Origin of the sequence: Thalassococcus profundi, from assembly GCF_003344785.1 — a bacterium.
In the GTDB taxonomy this organism is placed as follows: domain Bacteria; phylum Pseudomonadota; class Alphaproteobacteria; order Rhodobacterales; family Rhodobacteraceae; genus Puniceibacterium; species Puniceibacterium profundi.
This window is the reverse complement of the sequence record NZ_QPMK01000002.1, coordinates 279,751-298,777: the sequence shown is the minus strand read 5'-3', so window position 1 is coordinate 298,777 and position 19,027 is coordinate 279,751. Positions and strand designations below refer to the sequence as shown.

Below are 19,027 nucleotides of genomic sequence, written 5' to 3'. Positions count from 1 at the left end.
CTTATTTTCGCGCGGCTGGCTCAGCTGCGCCCTTCGCGCAGCCAGGCGCCGACAATCAGCGCCGAGGCCAGCAGCAGCACCAGCCAGGCCGGCAGGATCGGGGTCTGCGTGACGTTCAGCGTCTCGTAGGCGTCACGCGGTGTCAGGCCGATCCAGCCACGCCCGGCGGCGGGGCGGCCCATGCTGACCTCGCGCAGTTGCGGCAGCCCGTCTTCGAGCCGCGGCGCGCCGCCGCGCATGGTGTCGATCACCGGCTCCAGCGCGTCGGCCGAGGCGATGGTCTGCTCGAACTCGCGCGGCGCGGCGGGGCCTAGGCCGATGACGGCGTTCTGGTCGCCCTCGCTCAGCCGGTAGAGCCCGATCTGCGGCCCTTCATAGATCGCCTCGAACCGTCCGGGACTCACCTCTTCCAGCGTGACCTCTTCGGTCTCGCCATCGGGGCGGGTGACGGTCACGGTCCCGACCGACTCTTCCAGCGTGCGGCGGATGATGCGCATAGTCTGCCCGGTGGGCTCGGCAAAGAGCGCCTCTTCTTCCAGCTCGGGTTCCTTCATCATCCAGTGCGCGAGCCGGCGCAACAGCTCCAGTTGCGGTCCGCCGCCCTCGTAACCACGGTTCCAGAGCCAGGCGTGATCCGACGCCATCAATGCGACGCGGCCTTCGCCCACGCGGTCGAGCACCAGCAAAGGCCGATCCTCGACGCCGGACATCACAACGTCGCCGCTGTCGCCGGGCGTCACCTCGATCTGGCGCAGCCAGCGGCCCCAGCTCTCTTGACCGGTGAGGCCGGCGGTGACCGGGTGGCGTTCGCCAAGGTCCGTGATGGCGGGACGGTAACCTTCCTCGACCACGCGCGCCGTGGGTTCCGCGGGCAGCACCTCGGACAGGGGCGATCGGTACAGGCTGTCGGCGCTGGCGAAATCGGGACCGGCGGCGATCAGCACGGCGCCGCCGTTCTCGACGTAGTTGCGCACGTTATCGAGGTAGATCGACGGCAGGATGCCGCGCCGCTTGTAGCGGTCGAAGATGATCAGGTCGAAATCCTCGATCTTCTCGAGGAACAGTTCGCGGGTTGGAAAGGCGATCAGCGACAGTTCGGTGACCGGCACGCCGTCCTGTTTTTCCGGCGGACGCAGGATGGTGAAATGCACGAGGTCGACCGAACTGTCGGATTTCAGCAGGTTGCGCCAGGTGCGCCCGCCCGCATGCGGCTCGCCCGAGACAAGCAGCACGCGCAGCCGGTCGCGGACGCCATTGATCTGCACCAGCGCCGAGTTGTTGCGGTCGGTCAGCTCTCCGTCGGCCTCGGGCACGGTGAACTGGATCACGTTGCGCCCGCCGTGCGGCAGGGTCACGGGCAATTCGATGTCCTGCCCCACGGCGACCTCGAAGCTTTGCGGTTCGGCCCCGTCGACAGAGATGTTCAGCGTCGTGCTGTCCACCTCCGGTGCGGCCCCGTCATCCTCGATCCGCAGGGTCAGCTGCACCGGTTCGCCCAGGATCGCAAAAGCGGGCGCGTTGCGGACGATCAGGCGGCGATCCCAGTCGGTCTCGAGACCCGTCATCAGAAGATGCATAGGCGCGGGCAAATCCGGCGCGCGTTCCAGGTCATGCAGCCGCCCGTCGGACAGAAGCAGGATGCCCGCGATCCGGGCGCGCGGTTCTTCGGCCAGCGCCGCGTTCAGCGCCGACATCAGCAGCGTGCCGGTGTCCTCCTCGCCGTCGCCGACCTCGATGCGGCGCACCTCGGTATTGGGACGGCCTGCAAGCCGCGCCTCGAGCGTTGTCGCGGCCTCTTCGGTGACGCCCGCGCGCTCGGCCAGCCGCTGGCTGGCGCTGGTGTCGACGAGCATGAGCACGATATCCGACAGCGGCGCGCGGTCCTCGACCTGGTAGGACGGCTGCGCCAGCGCGCCGACCAGCACCAGGCCCGCAAGCGCGCGCAAGGCCCAGCCCGACAGCCCGCGCCAAAGCGCCAGCACCACGCCAAGAGCTGCCAAAGCGGCCAGAGCCGCCACCAGCGGCCAGGGCAGAAGCGGGTCGAAGAGGATGGTTCCGGTCATTGTCCAAGCCTGTCGAGAAGCGCAGGCACGTGCACCTGGTCGGATTTGTAGTTCCCGGTCAGCACGTGCATGACCAGGTTGACGCCGAAGCGGTAGGCGATCTCGCGCTGCCGTTCTCCGGCGAAACCGCGGCCTACGGGAAAGCTCGGGTTGCCGCGCGCGTCGGTTGCCCAGGCGGTGGCCCAGTCGTTGCCGCCAATGACCACGGGTGTGACGTTGTCGTTGAGGTTGCGGAAGGGCATGCCTTCGATCAGCTCCGCATCGGGCGGCGCCGCTTCGACCCAGACGTCGCGGCCGGCGTGGCGGCCCGGGAAGTCCTGCAACAGGTAGAAGGTGCGGGTCAGGACGTGGTCCTGCGGGATCGGCTCCAGCGGCGGGATGTCCAGCGGTTCCGCCAGCGCCTGCAGCTTGCGTCCGTTGGGGCTCGATCCGCCGAACCGGGCGACGTCGGCGTCGCGGGTGTCGAAGAGGATCATGCCGCCCGAGCGCAGGTAGGTGTTGAGCTTGGCATAGGCCTCGGCCGAGGGCGTCGGCTGGTCGGGTGTCACCGGCCAGTAGAGGAACGGGAAGAACGCCAGTTCGTCGGTTTCGAGGTCGACGCCCATGGGGTCGGCGGGTTCGACCGATGTGCGGAAGAACAGCGTGTCCGACAGGCCGCGCAGCCCCGCCTGCGCGGTGTCGTCGATGCGGTCGTCGCCTGTCAGCACATGCGCCAGCGTCACCTCTGAGGTCGCGGCCAGCGCCATGGCGTCGGTCGTATCCTGCGCGCGCCCGGTCTGCGGCATCAGCATCAGAGCCGCAAGCACGGTCGCCGCGGCCCGTGCGCTGCGCAACCGGCCCGACAGCGCCAGCGACGCGATCACGTCCGCCAGCAGCAGGGCTATGGCCAGCGCCAGCAGCCAGCCCGCCAGCGGCGTTTCCTGCGCCCGGATCATGCCCTGCACCGGCACGTTTTGCGGCCAGACGACCGGCTCCAGCGCCGTGTCTGCGGTCACCACGTTGCGGGCAAGGCTCCGCTCCGCGCCCTGGTAGAGACCGGGGCGCAGGTCGGGACCCAGCGGCGCGGTGACAAGGTCCTCGCCCGCGACGCCCGGCAGGTTGCCCGCATCGCGCGGCGCGCCAAAGGCGTCGAGCACCATCTCGGGCTGCCAGACCGTGCCCTCCATGTCCTGCACCTCGGGCATGGCGGGGGTCGAGGAGACGGCCAGACGTTCGAGCATCTGCACGAAAAGGCCCGAGAGCGGCAGCGACGACCATTCGGCATTGGCGGTGACATGCACCAGCACGACCTGCCCCTGGCCAACGCGCTTGCGGGTGACCAGCGGCGTGCCGTCGTCGAGCTGCGCAATGACGCGGTCGGCCAGCGTCGGGTCGGGCTGCGCCATGACCTGGGCGGTGACGGTGACGTCCTCGGGGATCTCCAGCCCGAAGAACGGGCTTTCCGACGCGAAGGGCGCCAGCGATTTCGGCTCGCCCCAGCTCATCGCACCGCCGACGGTTCGGCCGCCCGCACGCAGGCGCACCGGCATCAGCGGATCTTCGGAGTCGCGGCTGACGTCGCTTGCGGCCAGCCGCGGCCCGGCAAAGCGCAGGAGCAGCCCGCCGTTCTCCATCCATTCCAGCACCGCGTCTTCCTCGGCGGCGCTGAGCGTGGCGACATCGGCCAGCACGATCACGTCCGGGTTTGCGGGCAGGATGTCCATGAGAGCGCCGTCCAGCAGATCGACATTGGGTTCCAGCGCGCGGGTGAGGTAGTGCAACGGCGAGAGCAGTTCGAGCCCCTCGCGGTCCTGGCTGCCGGCGATCAGCGCGACCTCGCGGCGGCGCAGGGAATCGTCGGGCAGCGCCACGGCTCCGGCGCTGCGCTGGCCCTCGATCTCGAAGCGGGTGATGCGGGCACGCAGTTCCGCCGGCAGCGATAGCTCGGCGGTGGCCTCGCGCGCATCGCTCTCGAACCGGCCCGGAATGCGGGCGAGGATGGCCGGGTTGCCCGCCGGGTCCAGACCGTGCGCGGCGATGGAGACTTCGGCCTCGGGGCCGGGGCGCAGGCGGCGCAGGTTCAGGACCACGTTGCCGTCGGCATAGGTGGCGGGTTGCAGCGCATAGAGGCTGCGCGGGCTTTCGAAGACCGTGACCGCGCCGCGATCCTCAAGCGCCGCCAGCATCTCTTCGCGGTCGTCGCGCGCCAGCCCGTCGGAGAGCCAGAAGGTGTCGAAGCCACCCTCGGGCAGGGCGGCGATGAAGCGCGCCACCTCTTCGGGACCGGGCTGCCAGGGGTCGGGCACAACGCCGGGCAGCGAACTGCGCAGGCTGTCGGCTGATTGGAACACCGGCGGCTCCGGATCGGTCAGGCGCACCAGCGCGGCGGTGCGGTCGGCGCGCGACGCCTGCACCAGCAGCGCGTCCGTCGCTTCGATCCGGGCGCGCCAGTCGGCGGCGCTGGCCCAGCTGGCGTCCATCACCACCAGCAGCGGGCCATCGCCCGATCCGGCGGCTTCGGGTTCAGGGTTCAGCACAGGACCGGCGAGGCCGAGGATCACCGCCGCCACGGCGAGCATGCGCAGCAGCAAGAGCCACCAGGGCGTGCGGTCGCTGACCTGTTCGTCATCCTTGAGTCCAAGCAGCAGCACCACGCCCGGAAACAGGCGGCGGATCGGCGCGGGCGGCACCGCGCGCAGGATCAGCCAGAGGATCGGCAGGGCCAGCAGCCCCAGCAGCAGCCAGGGCGCGGTGAAACCGAGCGCGCCGAAAAGGGTCATCCGTGACCTCCGTCCATGGCGCGGTAGATCCACAGGAGCGCGGATTGCGCCGATGCGTTGGTGTGATGGCAGCGGTATTGCCAGCCGGTGAGTCGGCACAGCGTGTCGAGCCGCGCCTTGCGCTCGGCCAGCCGGTCTAGATAGCGGCTGCGCAGGTCGCCGGCTTTGAGCGTCTCGTGCGCGACCGACTTGCCGACGCTTTCAAAGATGGTGCGGCCTTCGAAGGGAAACGCCTCTTCGGCCGGGTCGAGAACCTGCAGCATGACGCCGCGAACGCCGCGGTCGGCGGCCTTGGTCAGCGCCGCTTCGACCGGATCGAGGTTGCCGAGGAAGTCCGAGACAAAGATGGCGCGGGCGTGGGGCAGCATGCCGCGCGCCTCGGGCGTGGCATAATCGTCGGGATCGTCCGTGGTAAAGGCTTCGGCGAGCCGCAGCACCTGTTCCTGCCCGCGCCGGGGTGGAAGGGTCCAGCCGGTCAGGCCGACGCGTTCGCCGCCGCGGATGAGCAGGATCGCCGCCGCCAGGGTCAGCAGCCGCGCGCGTTCGGCCTTGGTGGGCAGGTTCTTGTCGCTGGAAAACCGCATCGAGGCCGCGCCATCGAGCCAGAGCAGCACGCTTTGCGCGATCTGCCATTCGCGTTCGCGGACGAAATCCGAATCGCCCTTTGCCGAACGGCGCCAATCGATGCTGCGGCGGGAATCGCCCGGTTGCAGCGGGCGGTACTGCCAGAAATCGTCGCCCTGGCCCGCCCGCCGGCGGCCATGTTCGCCCAAGAGGACGGTGCCCGCCAGTTTCTCGGCGCGGGCGAGCAGCGCGGGCAGACGGGCCGCCTCCTCTTCTGCCTGCTGCCTTAGGGCGAGGGCTGGTATCACGCAGCGGCCTCGGTGCGCATCATGCCCTGCGCCACGTGGTCGATCAGCGCGCCGAGGTCTTCGCCGCGGGCCTTGGCCGAGAAGGACAGCGCCATGCGGTGGGTGAGCACCGGGCGCGCCATGTCGAGCACATCCTCGGGCGACGGCGCCAGCCGGCCCTGAAGAAGCGCGCGGGCGCGGACGGTCAGCATCAGCGCCTGCGCGGCGCGCGGGCCGGGGCCCCAGGCCACGGTTTCGCGCACGCGCTCGCCCGCCGACGGATCGGAGGGGCGGAAGGCGCGCACCAGATCGAGGATCATCTCGACCACCGCGTCGCCCACGGGCATCCGGCGCAGCAAGGTCTGCGCGGCAAGCAGGCTTTCGGTGTCGAACACCTGATGCGACTGCGCATCCTCGGTGCCGGTGGTGGCCAGAAGGATGTCGCGTTCGGTGGCGCGGTCGGGATAGGCCACGTCGATCTGCACGAGAAAGCGGTCAAGCTGCGCCTCGGGCAGGGGATAGGTGCCTTCCTGTTCGATCGGATTCTGCGTCGCCAGCACGTGGAACGGCGCGTCGAGCTTGCGGTCCATGCCGGCGACGGTCACGACCTTTTCCTGCATCGCCTGCAAGAGCGCAGACTGCGTGCGGGGCGAGGCGCGGTTGATCTCGTCCGCCATCAGAAGTTGGCAGAAGATCGGGCCGGGGATGAACTTGAACCCGCGGCTGCCGTCGGCGCCGGTTTCCAGAACCTCGGAGCCGAGGATGTCGGCGGGCATCAGGTCGGGCGTGAACTGCACGCGGTTGCCGTTCAGGCCCATGACCGTGCTCAGCGTCTCAACCAGGCGCGTCTTGCCCAAGCCGGGCAGGCCGATCAGGATCGCATGTCCGCCGCAGAGCAAGGCCGACAGGGTCAGGTCCACGACACGCTCCTGCCCGATGAACCGCTTGGTGATCGCCTGCTTGGCTTCCGCCAGCTTGCGCTCCAGCGCCTCAATGTCGGCGACCAGATTTTCGGCGTCGGCCATGGAAATTCTCCTGTGCAGGCTACCTCGAATAGGAGAGAGTGTATCGCGCAGCAGAGAAATGGCAAAAGCAATGAGCACACAAAATGTTGTGACACCCTCGGCAGAGGGGATCGCGGCGTCGGTGCGCAGCGCCAAGGCGAAAGGCCTTCCGCCTGTGCACAAATGGAATCCGCCGTTCTGCGGCGATCTGGACATGCGGATCGCCCGCGACGGCACCTGGTTCTATCTTGGAACGCCGATCGGCAGATTCGAGCTGGTCAAGCTCTTCTCGACCATCCTGCGCAAGGACGGCGACAAATATTTCCTCGTGACGCCGGTGGAAAAGGTCGGAATCACCGTGGATGACGCGCCGTTCGTCGCCACCGATTTCGAGGCCGAGGGAGATGGAAAAGACCAGCTCCTGACCTTTCACACTCATGTCGGCGATTCCGCCGCCGCCGGGCCGGACCATCCGATCCGCGTGGTCCGCGACGCCGAGACCGGAGAGCCGTCGCCCTACGTGCTGATCCGGGCCAATCTCGAGGCGTTGATCGACCGCAAGAGCTTTTACCGGCTGGTGGAGCTGGGCGCGCACCACGAGGTCGATGGAAAGCGCTGGTTCGGTCTTTGGTCGGGCGGGCAGTTCTTTCCCATGATACCCTCGGACGATCTTCCAGGGTGAGCCATGCCAAAAACGCCGCGACTTGTTGCCAACATCACCACGCTGACGTGGGATGCGCCGCTGCTGGTCCGCCCGTCCCTGGCGCGGGATTCCGGCTTTGATGCGGTGGAATGTCTGTTTCCCTACGACCATTCGCTGGCGGCATGGGACCGCGCGCTGACCGCCAGCGGGTCCGAGATGGTTCTGGTCAACACCGCGGAGAACCAGTGGGAGAGAGGCGCGCGGGGCTGCGCGGCGGTCCCCGGCGCGACGGCGCGGTTCATGACGCAATTCGCCATCGCGCGAACCTATGCCCGGCATCTCGGGGTAGGGTGCATCCACGTGATGGCCGGGCGGACGACCGACCCCGCGGCCTTTGACACTTTCGTGAAAAATCTGCGCTTGGCGGCCGACTGGACTCCGGACCGGCGGCTGACCATCGAACCGCTCAATCCCGGCGACATGCCCGGCTATTTTCTGGGCGATTTCGCGCTGGCGGCGCGAATCCTCGATGCCGTGGATCGCAGCAACGTCGGTTTGCAGTTCGACGCCTGGCACGCCAGCCGCATCCACGGCAACGCACGGCAGGTCTGGGCGGATTACGGCCACCGCGCTACCCATGTGCAGATCGCCGGGCTGGAAAAACGCGGCGCCCCGAACATGGCGCGCGCCGAAGAGGCGGCACTGCTGCGCGACATCCTGCAAAGCGGCTACAACGGCACCATCAGTGCCGAATTCACGCCATGGCCGGATGACCCCCCGGACTGGATCAAAGGGGTGCAGGACGCGTTCGAGGAATACGGCAACCAGTTGAACTAGAGCGTTTTGCGTGTGACCCGAAACGGAAAGCGTCACTCAACGCTTTGAAATCCTTGGCTTCAGGCAGAGTAAAGTGAGTCCGAATTGATGCGAAACATTTTCGGCGCGGTCAGTCGCCCAACTTGGCATGAACCTCGTCCAGGTCGATCTCGCCGATCGGCATCTTGTTGGCCGGATTTTCGAAGTCGTATTTGAACAGGTCGAAATCGCGGCGGTAGATCTCGTAGATCAGGTGCATGGCCATGTCGTCGAAATAATCTTCTACCGGATGCGCCCGCTTGGGTCCGTGGCCTTCCGATTCGTTGAAACGCGGGATGCTGCCCAGGTCGACCTTGTGCGGGGTGTCGATGGCGCTCAGCACATCTTGCATCCCGTCGTTGAAGGCCTCGGTCCAGAAGATCTTGTTGTAGCGGCCGCCGTTGACGATGAAGGTGCTGACATGGCCCGACATCGCCGACCAGTGGATGTCCGGCTCCATCGGGCGGCGCCAGCGGATGGTGTCGCGCACGAAGAGCAGGAACCGGCGGAAGCTGCGGATCTGGTCGAACTCTTCCTTGCCGTCGTCGCCGCCGACCTCGATCCCGTATTTCTGGATCAACAGCGGTACGAGGTTTCCGCGGTAGCGTTTGCCGTTACGCTGGATGCCGCAGATCTTGTCGAAGAAGGACGACAGGATGCGCGTGTACGGATTGCGCACGCAGGTAAAGGCATAGGACGTGTGGGTCTTGACGTTGGCGTTGATCAGCTTCTGGCTGTCCTCGCGGGCCCATTTGTGCAGCCCCTTCTCGGCGTCGTGAATGTCGCCGTCGAAGAACTTTCCATGGTCCGAATAAAACATGATCTGACCGATGGTGGAGCAGGCGCATTTCGGCACGACCCGATACACCACGCTCTCGCTCTCGGTCATCCAAGTCCCTGGAAACCCCATGCTCCTGCCTCCGAAATCCGTGCCGCACTTGTCACGGGCGGCTTATAGCGCCAAAAAAGCAAACAAACCGGGTTTGTTCAACGCCTGTTCACCCGTATCAACATAAACAATCGGGCAAGAATAAGGCAGACTGTTTCGGATATGGCGAAAATTGCGTTTATTCTGCTGTGCCACAAGGATCCTGACGCCATCATCAAGCAGGCGCAGAGCCTGACGGCCGTGGGCGATTACATTTCGATCCATTTCGATGCCCGCGCGAAGGCCGTTGATTTCGCGCGCATCCGCAAGGCGCTCGATGCCAATCCGAACGTCACCTTCGCGAAGAAACGGATCAAATGCGGCTGGGGCGAATGGAGCCTGGTGCAGGCGACGCTGCTGGCCACCGAGGCGGCGGTGGAGGCTTTTCCCCGCGCCACGCATTTCTACATGCTGTCGGGCGACTGCATGGCGATCAAGTCTGCGCAATACGCGCATGAATTCCTCGACCGGCGCGAGGTCGACTATATCGAAAGCTTCGACTATTTCGCGTCGGACTGGATCAAGACCGGCTGGAAGGAAGAGCGGCTGATCTACCGGCACTGGTTCAACGAACGCACCCAGAAACGCCGGTTCTACGCCGCCTTCGCATTGCAGAAACAGCTGGGACTGACGCGGGCGATCCCGGACGATCTGCAACTCCAGATCGGCAGCCAATGGTGGTGTCTGCGCCGACGCACTGTGGAATGGATCCTCGACTTCTGCCGCGACCGGCCGGATGTCATGCGGTTCTTCAGAACCACCTGGATCCCGGACGAGACGTTTTTCCAGACCCTCGTGCGCCACCTCGTGCCCGAGAACGAGATCGACAGCCGGACGCTGACGTTTCTGATGTTTTCCGACTACGGCATGCCGGTGACCTTCTACAACGATCACTACGACCTGCTGCTGAGCCAGGATTTCCTGTTCGCCCGCAAGATCAGCCCCGAGGCGACGGAGCTCAAGCGCCGTCTCGGGGTGCTCTATTCCTCTGAAGGCACGCGGTTCCAGATCTCGAACGAGGGCCGGTCGCTCTACAAGTTCCTGACCAGCAAGGGCCGGATCGGGCGGCGTTTTGCCTCGCGGTTCTGGGAAACCGAAAGCTCTCTGGGGCGCGAACGCGAATTGCTGATCGTGGTCTGCAAGAAATGGCATGTGGCCAAACGCCTGCTTGAGCGCATCCGTCAGGTGACCAACGTGCCCGCCATCGAATATCTCTTCAACGAAGAGAGCACGGCGCTGCCCGACCTGGGCGGCATCCAGTCGACGCTGGGCAAGCGGCATCGGCACCGGCGAGCGCTGATGCGGATGCTGTTCGATTACTACGAAACCGACCGGCTGATCGTCTGCATGGACCCGGCGAACCTCGACCTGCTGGAGGATTTCTGCGGCGACCGGTCGGTGACGCGGCTTCTGGAAGTCGAATGCCAGTTCAGCGACGACTATCTGATCGGCCATGCCATGCGGGTGGGGCTGGCGGGCGACCGCACCCCGCGCGAGACGCTGGCCCGGCTGCTGCCGACGATCCGCCACGACATGACCCACGAATCCGACCGCATCCGCGATGCCGGGTTCCAGAACCATGCCCGGATGCGCGAGATCGACCCGCCGGAAACCAATGCGCGTCTGATCGCAGACTTCCTGACGATCCCGCAGGACCGGGCGATGGAGATCGCCATGACCGACTATCTTTTCGCTGACTGAGGAGCCCGCGACGATGGCCTATGCCTATGACGACCAGAACATCTTTGCCAAGATCCTGCGCGGGGAGATTCCCAACACCACGGTGCTGGAGACCGAACACACGCTGGCGTTCCGCGATCTTTATCCTCAGGCGCCCAGCCATGTTCTGGTGATCCCCAAGGGGCCGTACGTCTGCTACGACCATTTTGCGCAGGAGGCGACGGATGCCGAGATCGTCGATTACACCCGCGCCATCGGCAAGGTTTGCGAACTGGAGGGCGTGGCGACGGACGGGTTCCGGATGATTTCGAACGCCGGGGAGCATGGGGTGCAGGAGGTGCCGCATCTGCATGTGCACATCCTGTCTGGCCGTCCGCTGGGCCGGATGCTGGCCAAGGCGTGATCCGGCGGAGTGCGCGCCCTGCGCGCACGCTGGATTCGGCGGGCGCGGCCCGCCACGCCTGTGGCCGACGTGACGTGACGAAAAAAACGCCGCGCCGGTGGGGCCGACGCGGCGTTTGTCGTCCAGGATAACGGGGCGCGTCAGCCCTTCATCGAATCCCAGAAGCTTTTCACTGACGAGAAGAAGCTTTTCGATTCCGGGTTGTTGTCCTCGGAGAGATCCTCGAATTCGCGCAGCAGTTCCTTTTGCCGCGATGTGAGGTTCACCGGGGTTTCCACCGCCAGTTCGATAAACATGTCGCCCGCCGCACCACCGCGCAGGGCCGGCATGCCCTTGCCACGCAGGCGCATCTGGCGGCCCGACTGGCTACCGGCCGGAATTTTCACCCGGCTGCGGCCGCCGTCGATGGTCGGCACCTCGATATCGCCGCCCAAGGCCGCCGAAGCCATGGAGACCGGCACCCGGCAGTGCAGCGCGTTGCCTTCGCGTTCGAACAGGTCGTGCGGCTTGACCTCGATGAAGATGTAGAGGTCGCCCGGAGGGCCGCCGCGCATACCGGCCTCGCCTTCGCCGGCAAGACGGATGCGCGTGCCGGTTTCGACGCCTGCGGGGATGTTCACTGACAGGGCGCGTTCCTTCTGCACCCGGCCCGCGCCGCCGCAGCTGTTGCACGGATTCTTGATGATTTGGCCCAGACCCGAACAGGTCGGACAGGTCCGTTCCACCGTGAAGAACCCTTGCGTCGCGCGCACCTTGCCCATGCCCGAACAGGTCGGGCAGGTGGTGGGCTCGGCACCGCCTTCGGCGCCCGAGCCGTTGCAGGATCCGCATTGCACCGAGGTCGGAACGGTGATCGATTTCTGCAGCCCGTTATAGGCATCCTCGAGCGTGACGCGCAGGTTGTAGCGCAAGTCGGCGCCGCGCGCCGCGCGCTGGCGTCCGCCGCCGCGTCCGCCGCCCATGAAATCGCCGAAGAGATCGTCGAACACATCCGAAAAGGCCGAGGCAAAGTCGCCCTGTCCGCCGCCGGGGAAACCGCCGCCGCGCGGACCGCCGCCGCCGCCCATGCCGCCTTCGAACGCGGCGTGGCCATAGCGGTCATAGGCGGCCTTCTTGTCGGCGTCCTTCAGGACCTCGTAGGCTTCGTTGGCTTCCTTGAACTGGTTCTCCGCCTGAGGATTGTCGGCGTTCCGGTCCGGGTGCAGTTCCTTGGCCTTGGTGCGATAGGCCTTCTTGATCTCGTCGGGCGATGCGCCTTTTTTCAGGCCGAGCACATCGTAATAATCGCGTTTGGACATCTAGCCCTCCTTTGGCACGAAACGTCGAGGGGCCGGCCCGGTGTCCGGACCGGCCCCTGATTGGTTCCGAGGCGCGGCGTCAGGCCCGCTTGCTGTCGTCGAGGTCTTCGAAATCGGCATCGACGATGTCGTCGTCGCCCCGGGCCCCGCCTTCGTCCGCGGCCTTGGGGGCGTCGTCGCCCTCGTCGGCCTGGGCCTTGTAGATGGCCTCACCCAGCTTCATCGCGGCTTCGGTCACGTTCTGGATGCCCGACTTGATCTTGTCCGGATCGTCGTTCTCCAGATCGTCCTTGAGCGCAGCGATGGCCAGTTCGATCGCCTCGATCGTGGTCGGGTCAACCTTGTCCGAATGCTCTTCCATCGACTTCTCGGTCGAATGGATGAGGCTTTCGGCCTGGTTGCGGGCCTCGACCAGCTCGCGGCGCTTCTTGTCGCCTTCGGCATTGGCTTCGGCGTCCTTGACCATCTTTTCGATGTCATCGTCGGACAGGCCGCCCGATGCCTGGATGGTGATCTTCTGCTCCTTGTTCGTGCCCTTGTCCTTGGCCGACACGGAGACGATACCGTTGGCGTCGATGTCGAAGGTCACCTCGATCTGCGGCATGCCGCGCGGTGCCGGCGGGATCTGCTCGAGGTTGAACTGGCCGAGCATCTTGTTGTCGGACGCCATCTCGCGCTCACCCTGGAAGACCCGGATGGTCACCGCGTTCTGGTTGTCCTCGGCGGTCGAGAAGATCTGGCTCTTCTTCGTCGGGATCGTGGTGTTGCGGTCGATGAGGCGGGTGAAGACACCGCCCAGCGTTTCGATCCCCAGGCTCAGCGGGGTCACGTCGAGAAGCACGACATCCTTGACGTCGCCCTGCAGAACGCCGGCCTGGATGGCCGCGCCCATCGCCACCACCTCGTCCGGGTTCACACCCTTGTGCGGCTCTTTCCCGAAGAACTTGGTCACCTCTTCGATGACTTTCGGCATCCGGGTCATACCGCCGACCAGAACCACCTCGTCGATGTCCGAGGTCGACAGGCCCGCGTCCTTGAGAGCCGCCTGGCAGGGCTTGATCGACCCCTTGATGAGATCACCCACCAGCGATTCCAGCTTGGCGCGGGTCAGCTTCATGACCATGTGCAGCGGCTGGCCATTGGAGCCCATGGAGATGAACGGCTGGTTGATCTCGGTCTGCGATGCGGAGGACAGCTCGATCTTGGCCTTCTCGGCGGCTTCCTTGAGACGCTGCAGCGCCATCTTGTCCTTGGTCAGGTCGACCTGGTTCTCTTTTTTGAACTCGTCGGCCAGGTAGTTGACGATCCGCATGTCGAAATCTTCGCCACCCAGGAAGGTGTCGCCGTTGGTCGACTTCACTTCGAACAGGCCGTCGTCGATCTCGAGGATGGTCACGTCGAAGGTGCCGCCGCCAAGGTCATAAACCGCGATCGTGCGCGCTTCCTTCTTGTCGAGACCGTACGCCAGCGCCGCCGCGGTCGGCTCGTTGATGATGCGCAGCACTTCGAGGCCCGCGATCTTGCCGGCGTCCTTGGTTGCCTGGCGCTGGGCATCGTTGAAATAGGCGGGCACGGTGATGACGGCCTGCGTCACCTCTTCGCCAAGATAGCTCTCGGCGGTTTCCTTCATCTTTTGCAGGATGAAGGCGGAAATCTGGGAGGGGCTGTACTTGTCACCCTTGGCGCGCACCCATGCGTCGCCGTTGCCGCCGTCGATCACCTCGAACGGCATGTTCTTGCGGTCCTTGGCCAGATCGCTGTCGTCGTTGCGACGGCCGATCAGGCGCTTGACGCCGAAGATGGTATTTTCGGGGTTTGTGACCGCCTGGCGTTTCGCCGGCTGGCCCACGAGGCGTTCGTCGTCAGTAAAGGCGACGATGGAGGGCGTCGTGCGCGCCCCTTCGGAGTTCTCGATCACACGCGGCTGGGAGCCATCCATGATGGCGATGCAGCTGTTGGTGGTGCCGAGGTCGATACCAATCACTTTGGCCATGTTTTCGATCCCTTCTAGTCATTCAAGGCGATGAGCGGAACGCGGACCCGTTACGGCATCCTTGCCCCGATGGTTCCGCGCTGCCGAGACGGACCCGGCCCGCGCTTCGCAGGGTATATAAGGAGGGGGTCAGGGTGCTGCAAGCGGCCCGAACTGGCCGAATCCGCGAATTGGCGGCTTTTTCTTTGCATTTGCGCAGGGCTTTGCGGGATATCTCCGCCATGGCGACGATTTTGCGACTCCGGGGTTTCGAGATTCACCAGGGCTTCCTCGACCGCGCGGCGCAAGAGGCGCTGGTGGCCGATCTGCGCGCCGTCCTGGCCGCGGCGCCGCTGGTGCAGCCGGTGACGCCGCGCGGGCGGCCGATGTCGGTGCGCATGTCCGCAGCGGGGCGTTTCGGATGGATCACCGACCGCAAGGGGTATCGCTATGCCGAAACGCATCCGCAGGGCGTGCCCTGGCCGCCGATCCCGACGTCGGTGCTGGCGATCTGGGATGCGGTCGCCGGGACGCCGCGCCAGCCCGAATGCTGCCTGATCAACTGGTACGGAGAGGGCGCGCGCATGGGCCTGCACCAGGACCGCGACGAGGCCGATTTCAGCCAGCCGGTGGTGTCGGTGAGCCTTGGCGACGACGGGCTCTTCCGCATGGGCAACGCGGAGCGCGGCGGCAAAACTGAATCGGTCTGGCTGGGATCGGGCGACGTGGTGGTGATGGGCGGCGATGCGCGGCTGCGCCATCACGGCGTGGACCGGATCAGGTTCGGGTCCTCGACGCTGCTGCCCAACGGTGGGCGGATCAACCTGACCCTGAGGGTGGTGACCTGAACGGGCGCGGCGCCGGGTCGCTATTTCTGCGACACCGTACAGCAGCCGGAATAGACCGCCTCGCCGTTCACGACGATGTCGGACGACAGGCCGTAGGCGCGGTCGGACATGCCGTCGCTGCACAGGTTGCGGCGCAGGACGACGACCAATCCGTCGGCGGTCAGCGCCATGACATCGGTGCGGCCCCGGGCGTCGATGACGGGACCGGTGGCGAACTCGGTCGGGGGATCGGTGACCTCGCCGAAGGCGCTGGTGCCGTTCTGCGTCGCGTCCAGCCGCCAGAACGGTTCGGTCCCGAAACAGACGAAGGTCTGCGGCAGCGCGCCGGTGCCGGGGAATTGCGGCCGCAGGAACGCCATGGACACCCAGCCCGAGCGTTCGTCGACGTTCACGAGGCCCCAGCGCCCGGTGTCGTTGAGGCTCAGAACCTCGATCCCGGTTTCCTTCGGGGCGAAGGAGCCCAGGATTTCGGCCCCGCTGTCGGGTTCCGCGCGGATGTTGAGCACGTCGTTCGCCGCCACGCCGGCGACGTCGAAGAGCGCCGGATAGCGGATGTCCTGCGCTAGGGCGGGCAGGGCGGCGAGGCAGGCGACACACAGGGCGAGGGCGAAGCGGATCATCGGCGGGCGCTCCAGGAGGCGGATGCGTGTTTGCGGGTGTAGAATTCGCCCATCAACCCGATCATCAGGAAGACGAGCGAGAAATAGAGCGCGTATTCCCAGCTGGAATTGCGCGGGTTGTAGTCGATGAAGGCATAGCCGCGCGACTGGTCGATGGCATGGAACAGTGGGTTCCAGTCGAACATCGCCAGCATCGCGGGTGGCAGCGTGTTGGCGACGAACATCTTGCCCGACGCGATCATGTTGGCGCGCTGATAGACGGTCGAGATGATCGACACCGGCGTCGGGAACCACGGTTTCGCGGCCAGCAGCACCATGCCGATGGCCGCGCCCGAGAACCACGCCAGCAGGATCATCGCGATGCAGCCGATGGGATCGTGGATTTCCTCGAGCACGAAGGGATTGAAGGCCACGTCGTAGATGAACAGGATCACGAAGAGCGACAGCATCTGGATGTAGAGCGTCGACAGCATCGCCGAAAGGATGGCGATGGCGGTGTTCATCGGCGCGTGCTGCATCATCGGGCTGGCGGGTCCCTCGGACCCGGCGACGGCGCCCAGGGTCTTGGAATGCGTCATGTACAGGAAGATGCCGGTCATGATGTAGATCATGAAATCGCCGCGCAGGGCCGTGCCGCGCAGCCCGAGGATCATGAACATGAAGTAGAACGCCAGCACGAAGATCGCCGTCTGCAGCATGTTCATCAGGATCGACATCACGGCATTGCCGTGGGTCTTTCGCACCGCCCGGACCGAGTTGTGATAGACAAGCTCGGCGATGTAGATCGCCGATCCCAGCCGCGTCTTGGGGGCGGATTGCTGAAACATGTGGCCTGCTCCGACTGCGCGGCTTGTTGCGGCAAGCGTGCCTTGCCCATCCGCTTTTGCCGCAGCATAAGGGGCGGAGTGTTTTAAATCAATGAATCCGAGCAGCCGCGGCGGAAGGATGGCCCGATGAATTACGAAACCCTGACCCGAGAAATGCGCCGCCTGGCGATCGAGGCCGGTGTCAAGATCATGGAGATCTACGACGCCGACCAGATGGACGTTGAGGTCAAGGCCGACGACAGCCCGGTGACCGCCGCCGACAAGGCCGCGGACGAGCTGATCTCGGACGGGCTGCGCGCCGCCTTTCCCGACGTCGCGCTGGTGACCGAGGAACAGGCGGCGAGCCACAGGGTGGATGCCACCACCTTCCTGATCGTCGATCCGCTGGACGGGACCAAGGAATTCATCAACCGCCGCGGCGATTTCACCGTGAACATCGCGCTGGTCGAAGATGGCTGCCCGGTGCGCGGCGTGGTCTACGCACCGGCCAAGAAACGCATGTTCTACACCGACAGCGTCGGAAAGTCGGTCGAGGAAACCGGGGAATTCGATCCCGAAACGCCCGGAGAAACGCGGCCGATCCGCGTGTCGACCCCGAACAACAGCGCGCTGATGGTGGTGGCGTCGAAATCCCACCGCGACCAGGCGACCGACGACTACATCGCGAAATACGAGGTCAAGGACATGACCAGCGCCGGGTCGTCGCTCAAGTTCTGTCTTGTGGCGACCGGAGAGGCCGATCTGTATCCCCGCCTCGGGCGCACGATGGAATGGGACACGGCGGCGGGACATGCGGTTCTGGCCGGGGCGGGCGGGCGCGTCGTGCGCTTCGACGATCACACGCCGCTGGCCTATGGCAAGCTCAATTACGCCAATCCCTTCTTCATCGCCTACGCCCCCGGGATCACGCTCAAGGACGGCTGACCCGGTGGCCGGGCCAAGCGTCAGCGTCGTTGTCGTCAGCCGCGGCCGGCCCGACGCGCTCGACCTTTGCCTGACGGGCCTCTCGCAACTCGATCATCCGCGCATCGAGGTGATCGCCGTCACCTGTCCGCGCGGGGCCGCCGCGGTGGATGCCCGCGACGATTCGGCACGCATCAAGTGCATCCCCTTCGACGCGGCCAACATCTCGGCCGCGCGCAACGCGGGCATCGTGGCGGCGGCCGGGGATATCGTCGCCTTCATCGACGACGATGCGGTGGCCGAACCGTCCTGGCTGCGCCACCTGACGGCCCCCTTCGACGACCCCGGGATCGCGGCCACCGGCGGCTTTGTGCGCGGCCGCAACGGCATCGGTTTTCAGTGGCGGGCGCGCAGTGTCGACGCGACCGGCACCGCCCATCCCCTGTCCGAGCCGGGGACGGAGCCGTTCGAACCCGACGTGCCGGCGGGCCACGCGGTCAAGACCGAGGGCACCAACATGGCGGTGCGCCGGCAGGTGCTTGCAGAGCTTGGCGGCTTCGATCCGGCCTTCCGTTTCTACCTGGACGAGACCGATCTCAACATGCGGCTGCACCGCGCCGGCTATGGTACGGTCCTGGTGCCGATGGCGCAGGTGCACCATGGCTATGCCCCCAGCGCACGTCGCAACCGTGACCGCAGCCCGCGCGACCTGACGGAGATCGGGGCGTCGCTGGCAGTGTTCCTGCGCAAGCATTGCGACGAAGCGGCACGGGGTCCTGCCTGGAACGCCTTTCGCAGGGCGCAGCGCGCGCGGCTGCTGGCCTGGATGCAGCGCGGGCCTCTGGGTGCCGGCGATGTGGCGCGCCTGTTGCTTGGATTGCGGCGCGGCTGGAAGGACGGGCAGGGGCGTGCCTTGTCTGCGCCCGCCCCCCTGCCGGAGCCCTCCGGGCCGTTTCTCGACTTTCCCGCCCGCCCCGGCGCGGCGCATCTGGCGCTTTCGGGCCGCAGCTGGCAGCGCGCGATCCTGCAAAAGCAGGCGCGAAGCGCGGTCGCGGCCGGTCAGATCGTGACGGTCTTCCGCTTTTCGCCGACGGCGCTGTATCACCGGATGCGGTTTCACCCAGACGGTTTCTGGGAACAGACTGGCGGCCAGTTCGGGCGCAGCGATCGGGCGGAGCCACTGGTCCAGGCGCGCACTCTGGCGGGCAGGGTTGCCCAGGAAAAGGCGCTTTTCGCTGAATTACGGCGTTTCTGACCGGAAATTGCAACGACCCGCCGGTTTCGCGCGTTTGCCGGCGTATGATAAAACTTGCCTATGGCCGTGTGATGCCGCGTTGCGGTATGACATGCGGCAAAGGCGGCGAGAGGCTGCC

General features: G+C 65.9%; 16 protein-coding genes. 7 read left to right on the top strand and 9 right to left on the bottom strand.

The window, feature by feature from the left end:
• Positions 1-20: 20 nt before the first annotated feature.
• From DU478_RS03775 to DU478_RS03760, 4 genes are read right to left on the bottom strand one after another with little or no spacing between them, the layout of a single operon-like run.
• Positions 21-2,063: a glutamine amidotransferase gene (locus tag DU478_RS03775; RefSeq protein ID WP_114509600.1), complete on the bottom strand. Its 2,043-nt coding sequence runs from the start codon at positions 2,061-2,063 to the stop codon at positions 21-23.
• Positions 2,060-4,822, bottom strand: a complete 2,763-nt coding sequence (locus DU478_RS03770; protein ID WP_114509599.1) for a DUF4159 domain-containing protein — start codon at positions 4,820-4,822, stop codon at positions 2,060-2,062. The genes DU478_RS03775 and DU478_RS03770 overlap by 4 nt, the downstream gene beginning before the upstream one ends.
• Positions 4,819-5,694: a DUF58 domain-containing protein gene (locus DU478_RS03765; RefSeq protein WP_114509598.1), complete on the bottom strand. Its 876-nt coding sequence runs from the start codon at positions 5,692-5,694 to the stop codon at positions 4,819-4,821. The genes DU478_RS03770 and DU478_RS03765 overlap by 4 nt, the downstream gene beginning before the upstream one ends.
• Positions 5,691-6,698: an AAA family ATPase gene (locus tag DU478_RS03760; RefSeq protein WP_114509597.1), complete on the bottom strand. Its 1,008-nt coding sequence runs from the start codon at positions 6,696-6,698 to the stop codon at positions 5,691-5,693. The genes DU478_RS03765 and DU478_RS03760 overlap by 4 nt, the downstream gene beginning before the upstream one ends.
• Before the next feature lie 70 nt (positions 6,699-6,768).
• Here DU478_RS03760 and DU478_RS03755 point away from each other — a divergent pair, with 70 nt between their 5' ends.
• A complete protein-coding gene (locus DU478_RS03755; protein ID WP_114509596.1) occupies positions 6,769-7,359 on the top strand; it encodes a DUF1285 domain-containing protein in 591 nt (196 codons plus the stop codon).
• Positions 7,360-7,362: 3 nt separating this feature from the next.
• Complete coding sequence (locus DU478_RS03750; RefSeq protein ID WP_114509595.1) at positions 7,363-8,157, top strand: TIM barrel protein; 795 nt, start codon at positions 7,363-7,365, stop codon at positions 8,155-8,157.
• 109 nt (positions 8,158-8,266) lie between these two features.
• Here the strand turns inward: DU478_RS03750 and DU478_RS03745 are convergent, their stop codons facing one another.
• Positions 8,267-9,085, bottom strand: coding sequence for a sulfotransferase family protein (locus DU478_RS03745; RefSeq protein WP_114509594.1), 819 nt, complete (start codon positions 9,083-9,085; stop codon positions 8,267-8,269).
• A gap of 141 nt (positions 9,086-9,226) precedes the next feature.
• Here DU478_RS03745 and DU478_RS03740 point away from each other — a divergent pair, with 141 nt between their 5' ends.
• Both DU478_RS03740 and DU478_RS03735 read left to right on the top strand, forming a co-directional pair.
• Positions 9,227-10,804: a DUF5928 domain-containing protein gene (locus DU478_RS03740; protein WP_114509593.1), complete on the top strand. Its 1,578-nt coding sequence runs from the start codon at positions 9,227-9,229 to the stop codon at positions 10,802-10,804.
• A gap of 13 nt (positions 10,805-10,817) precedes the next feature.
• Positions 10,818-11,186 (top strand): histidine triad nucleotide-binding protein, encoded by a 369-nt coding sequence (locus tag DU478_RS03735; protein WP_114509592.1) that lies wholly within the window; start codon positions 10,818-10,820, stop codon positions 11,184-11,186.
• Between the two features lie 140 nt (positions 11,187-11,326).
• Here the strand turns inward: DU478_RS03735 and dnaJ are convergent, their stop codons facing one another.
• Together dnaJ and dnaK are read right to left on the bottom strand one after the other, a co-directional pair.
• Positions 11,327-12,484: a molecular chaperone DnaJ gene (dnaJ, locus tag DU478_RS03730; protein WP_114509591.1), complete on the bottom strand. Its 1,158-nt coding sequence runs from the start codon at positions 12,482-12,484 to the stop codon at positions 11,327-11,329.
• Positions 12,485-12,563: 79 nt separating this feature from the next.
• Complete coding sequence (dnaK, locus tag DU478_RS03725) at positions 12,564-14,477, bottom strand: molecular chaperone DnaK (protein ID WP_114509590.1); 1,914 nt, start codon at positions 14,475-14,477, stop codon at positions 12,564-12,566.
• Between the two features lie 221 nt (positions 14,478-14,698).
• On the opposite strand from dnaK, the gene DU478_RS03720 reads away from it, so the two are divergent.
• Entirely contained in the window at positions 14,699-15,304 is a 606-nt protein-coding gene (locus DU478_RS03720) for an alpha-ketoglutarate-dependent dioxygenase AlkB family protein (protein ID WP_114509589.1), read from the top strand.
• 20 nt (positions 15,305-15,324) lie between these two features.
• Here the strand turns inward: DU478_RS03720 and DU478_RS03715 are convergent, their stop codons facing one another.
• Together DU478_RS03715 and DU478_RS03710 are read right to left on the bottom strand one after the other, a co-directional pair.
• Positions 15,325-15,924, bottom strand: coding sequence for a COG3650 family protein (locus tag DU478_RS03715; RefSeq protein WP_114509588.1), 600 nt, complete (start codon positions 15,922-15,924; stop codon positions 15,325-15,327).
• Positions 15,921-16,751 carry an ABC transporter permease gene (locus DU478_RS03710; RefSeq protein WP_114509587.1) on the bottom strand — a complete coding sequence of 277 codons (831 nt, stop codon included), beginning with the start codon at positions 16,749-16,751 and terminating at the stop codon, positions 15,921-15,923. Before DU478_RS03710 ends, DU478_RS03715 begins: the two co-directional genes overlap by 4 nt.
• 126 nt (positions 16,752-16,877) lie before the next feature.
• On the opposite strand from DU478_RS03710, the gene cysQ reads away from it, so the two are divergent.
• Both cysQ and DU478_RS03700 read left to right on the top strand, forming a co-directional pair.
• The gene (cysQ, locus tag DU478_RS03705; RefSeq protein ID WP_114509586.1) at positions 16,878-17,675 is read left to right on the top strand and encodes a 3'(2'),5'-bisphosphate nucleotidase CysQ; all 798 of its coding nucleotides are present in this window, start codon (positions 16,878-16,880) and stop codon (positions 17,673-17,675) included.
• A 4-nt stretch (positions 17,676-17,679) separates the two neighbouring features.
• A complete protein-coding gene (locus DU478_RS03700; RefSeq protein ID WP_114509585.1) occupies positions 17,680-18,909 on the top strand; it encodes a glycosyltransferase family 2 protein in 1,230 nt (409 codons plus the stop codon).
• The last annotated feature ends 118 nt before the right edge of the window (positions 18,910-19,027 follow it).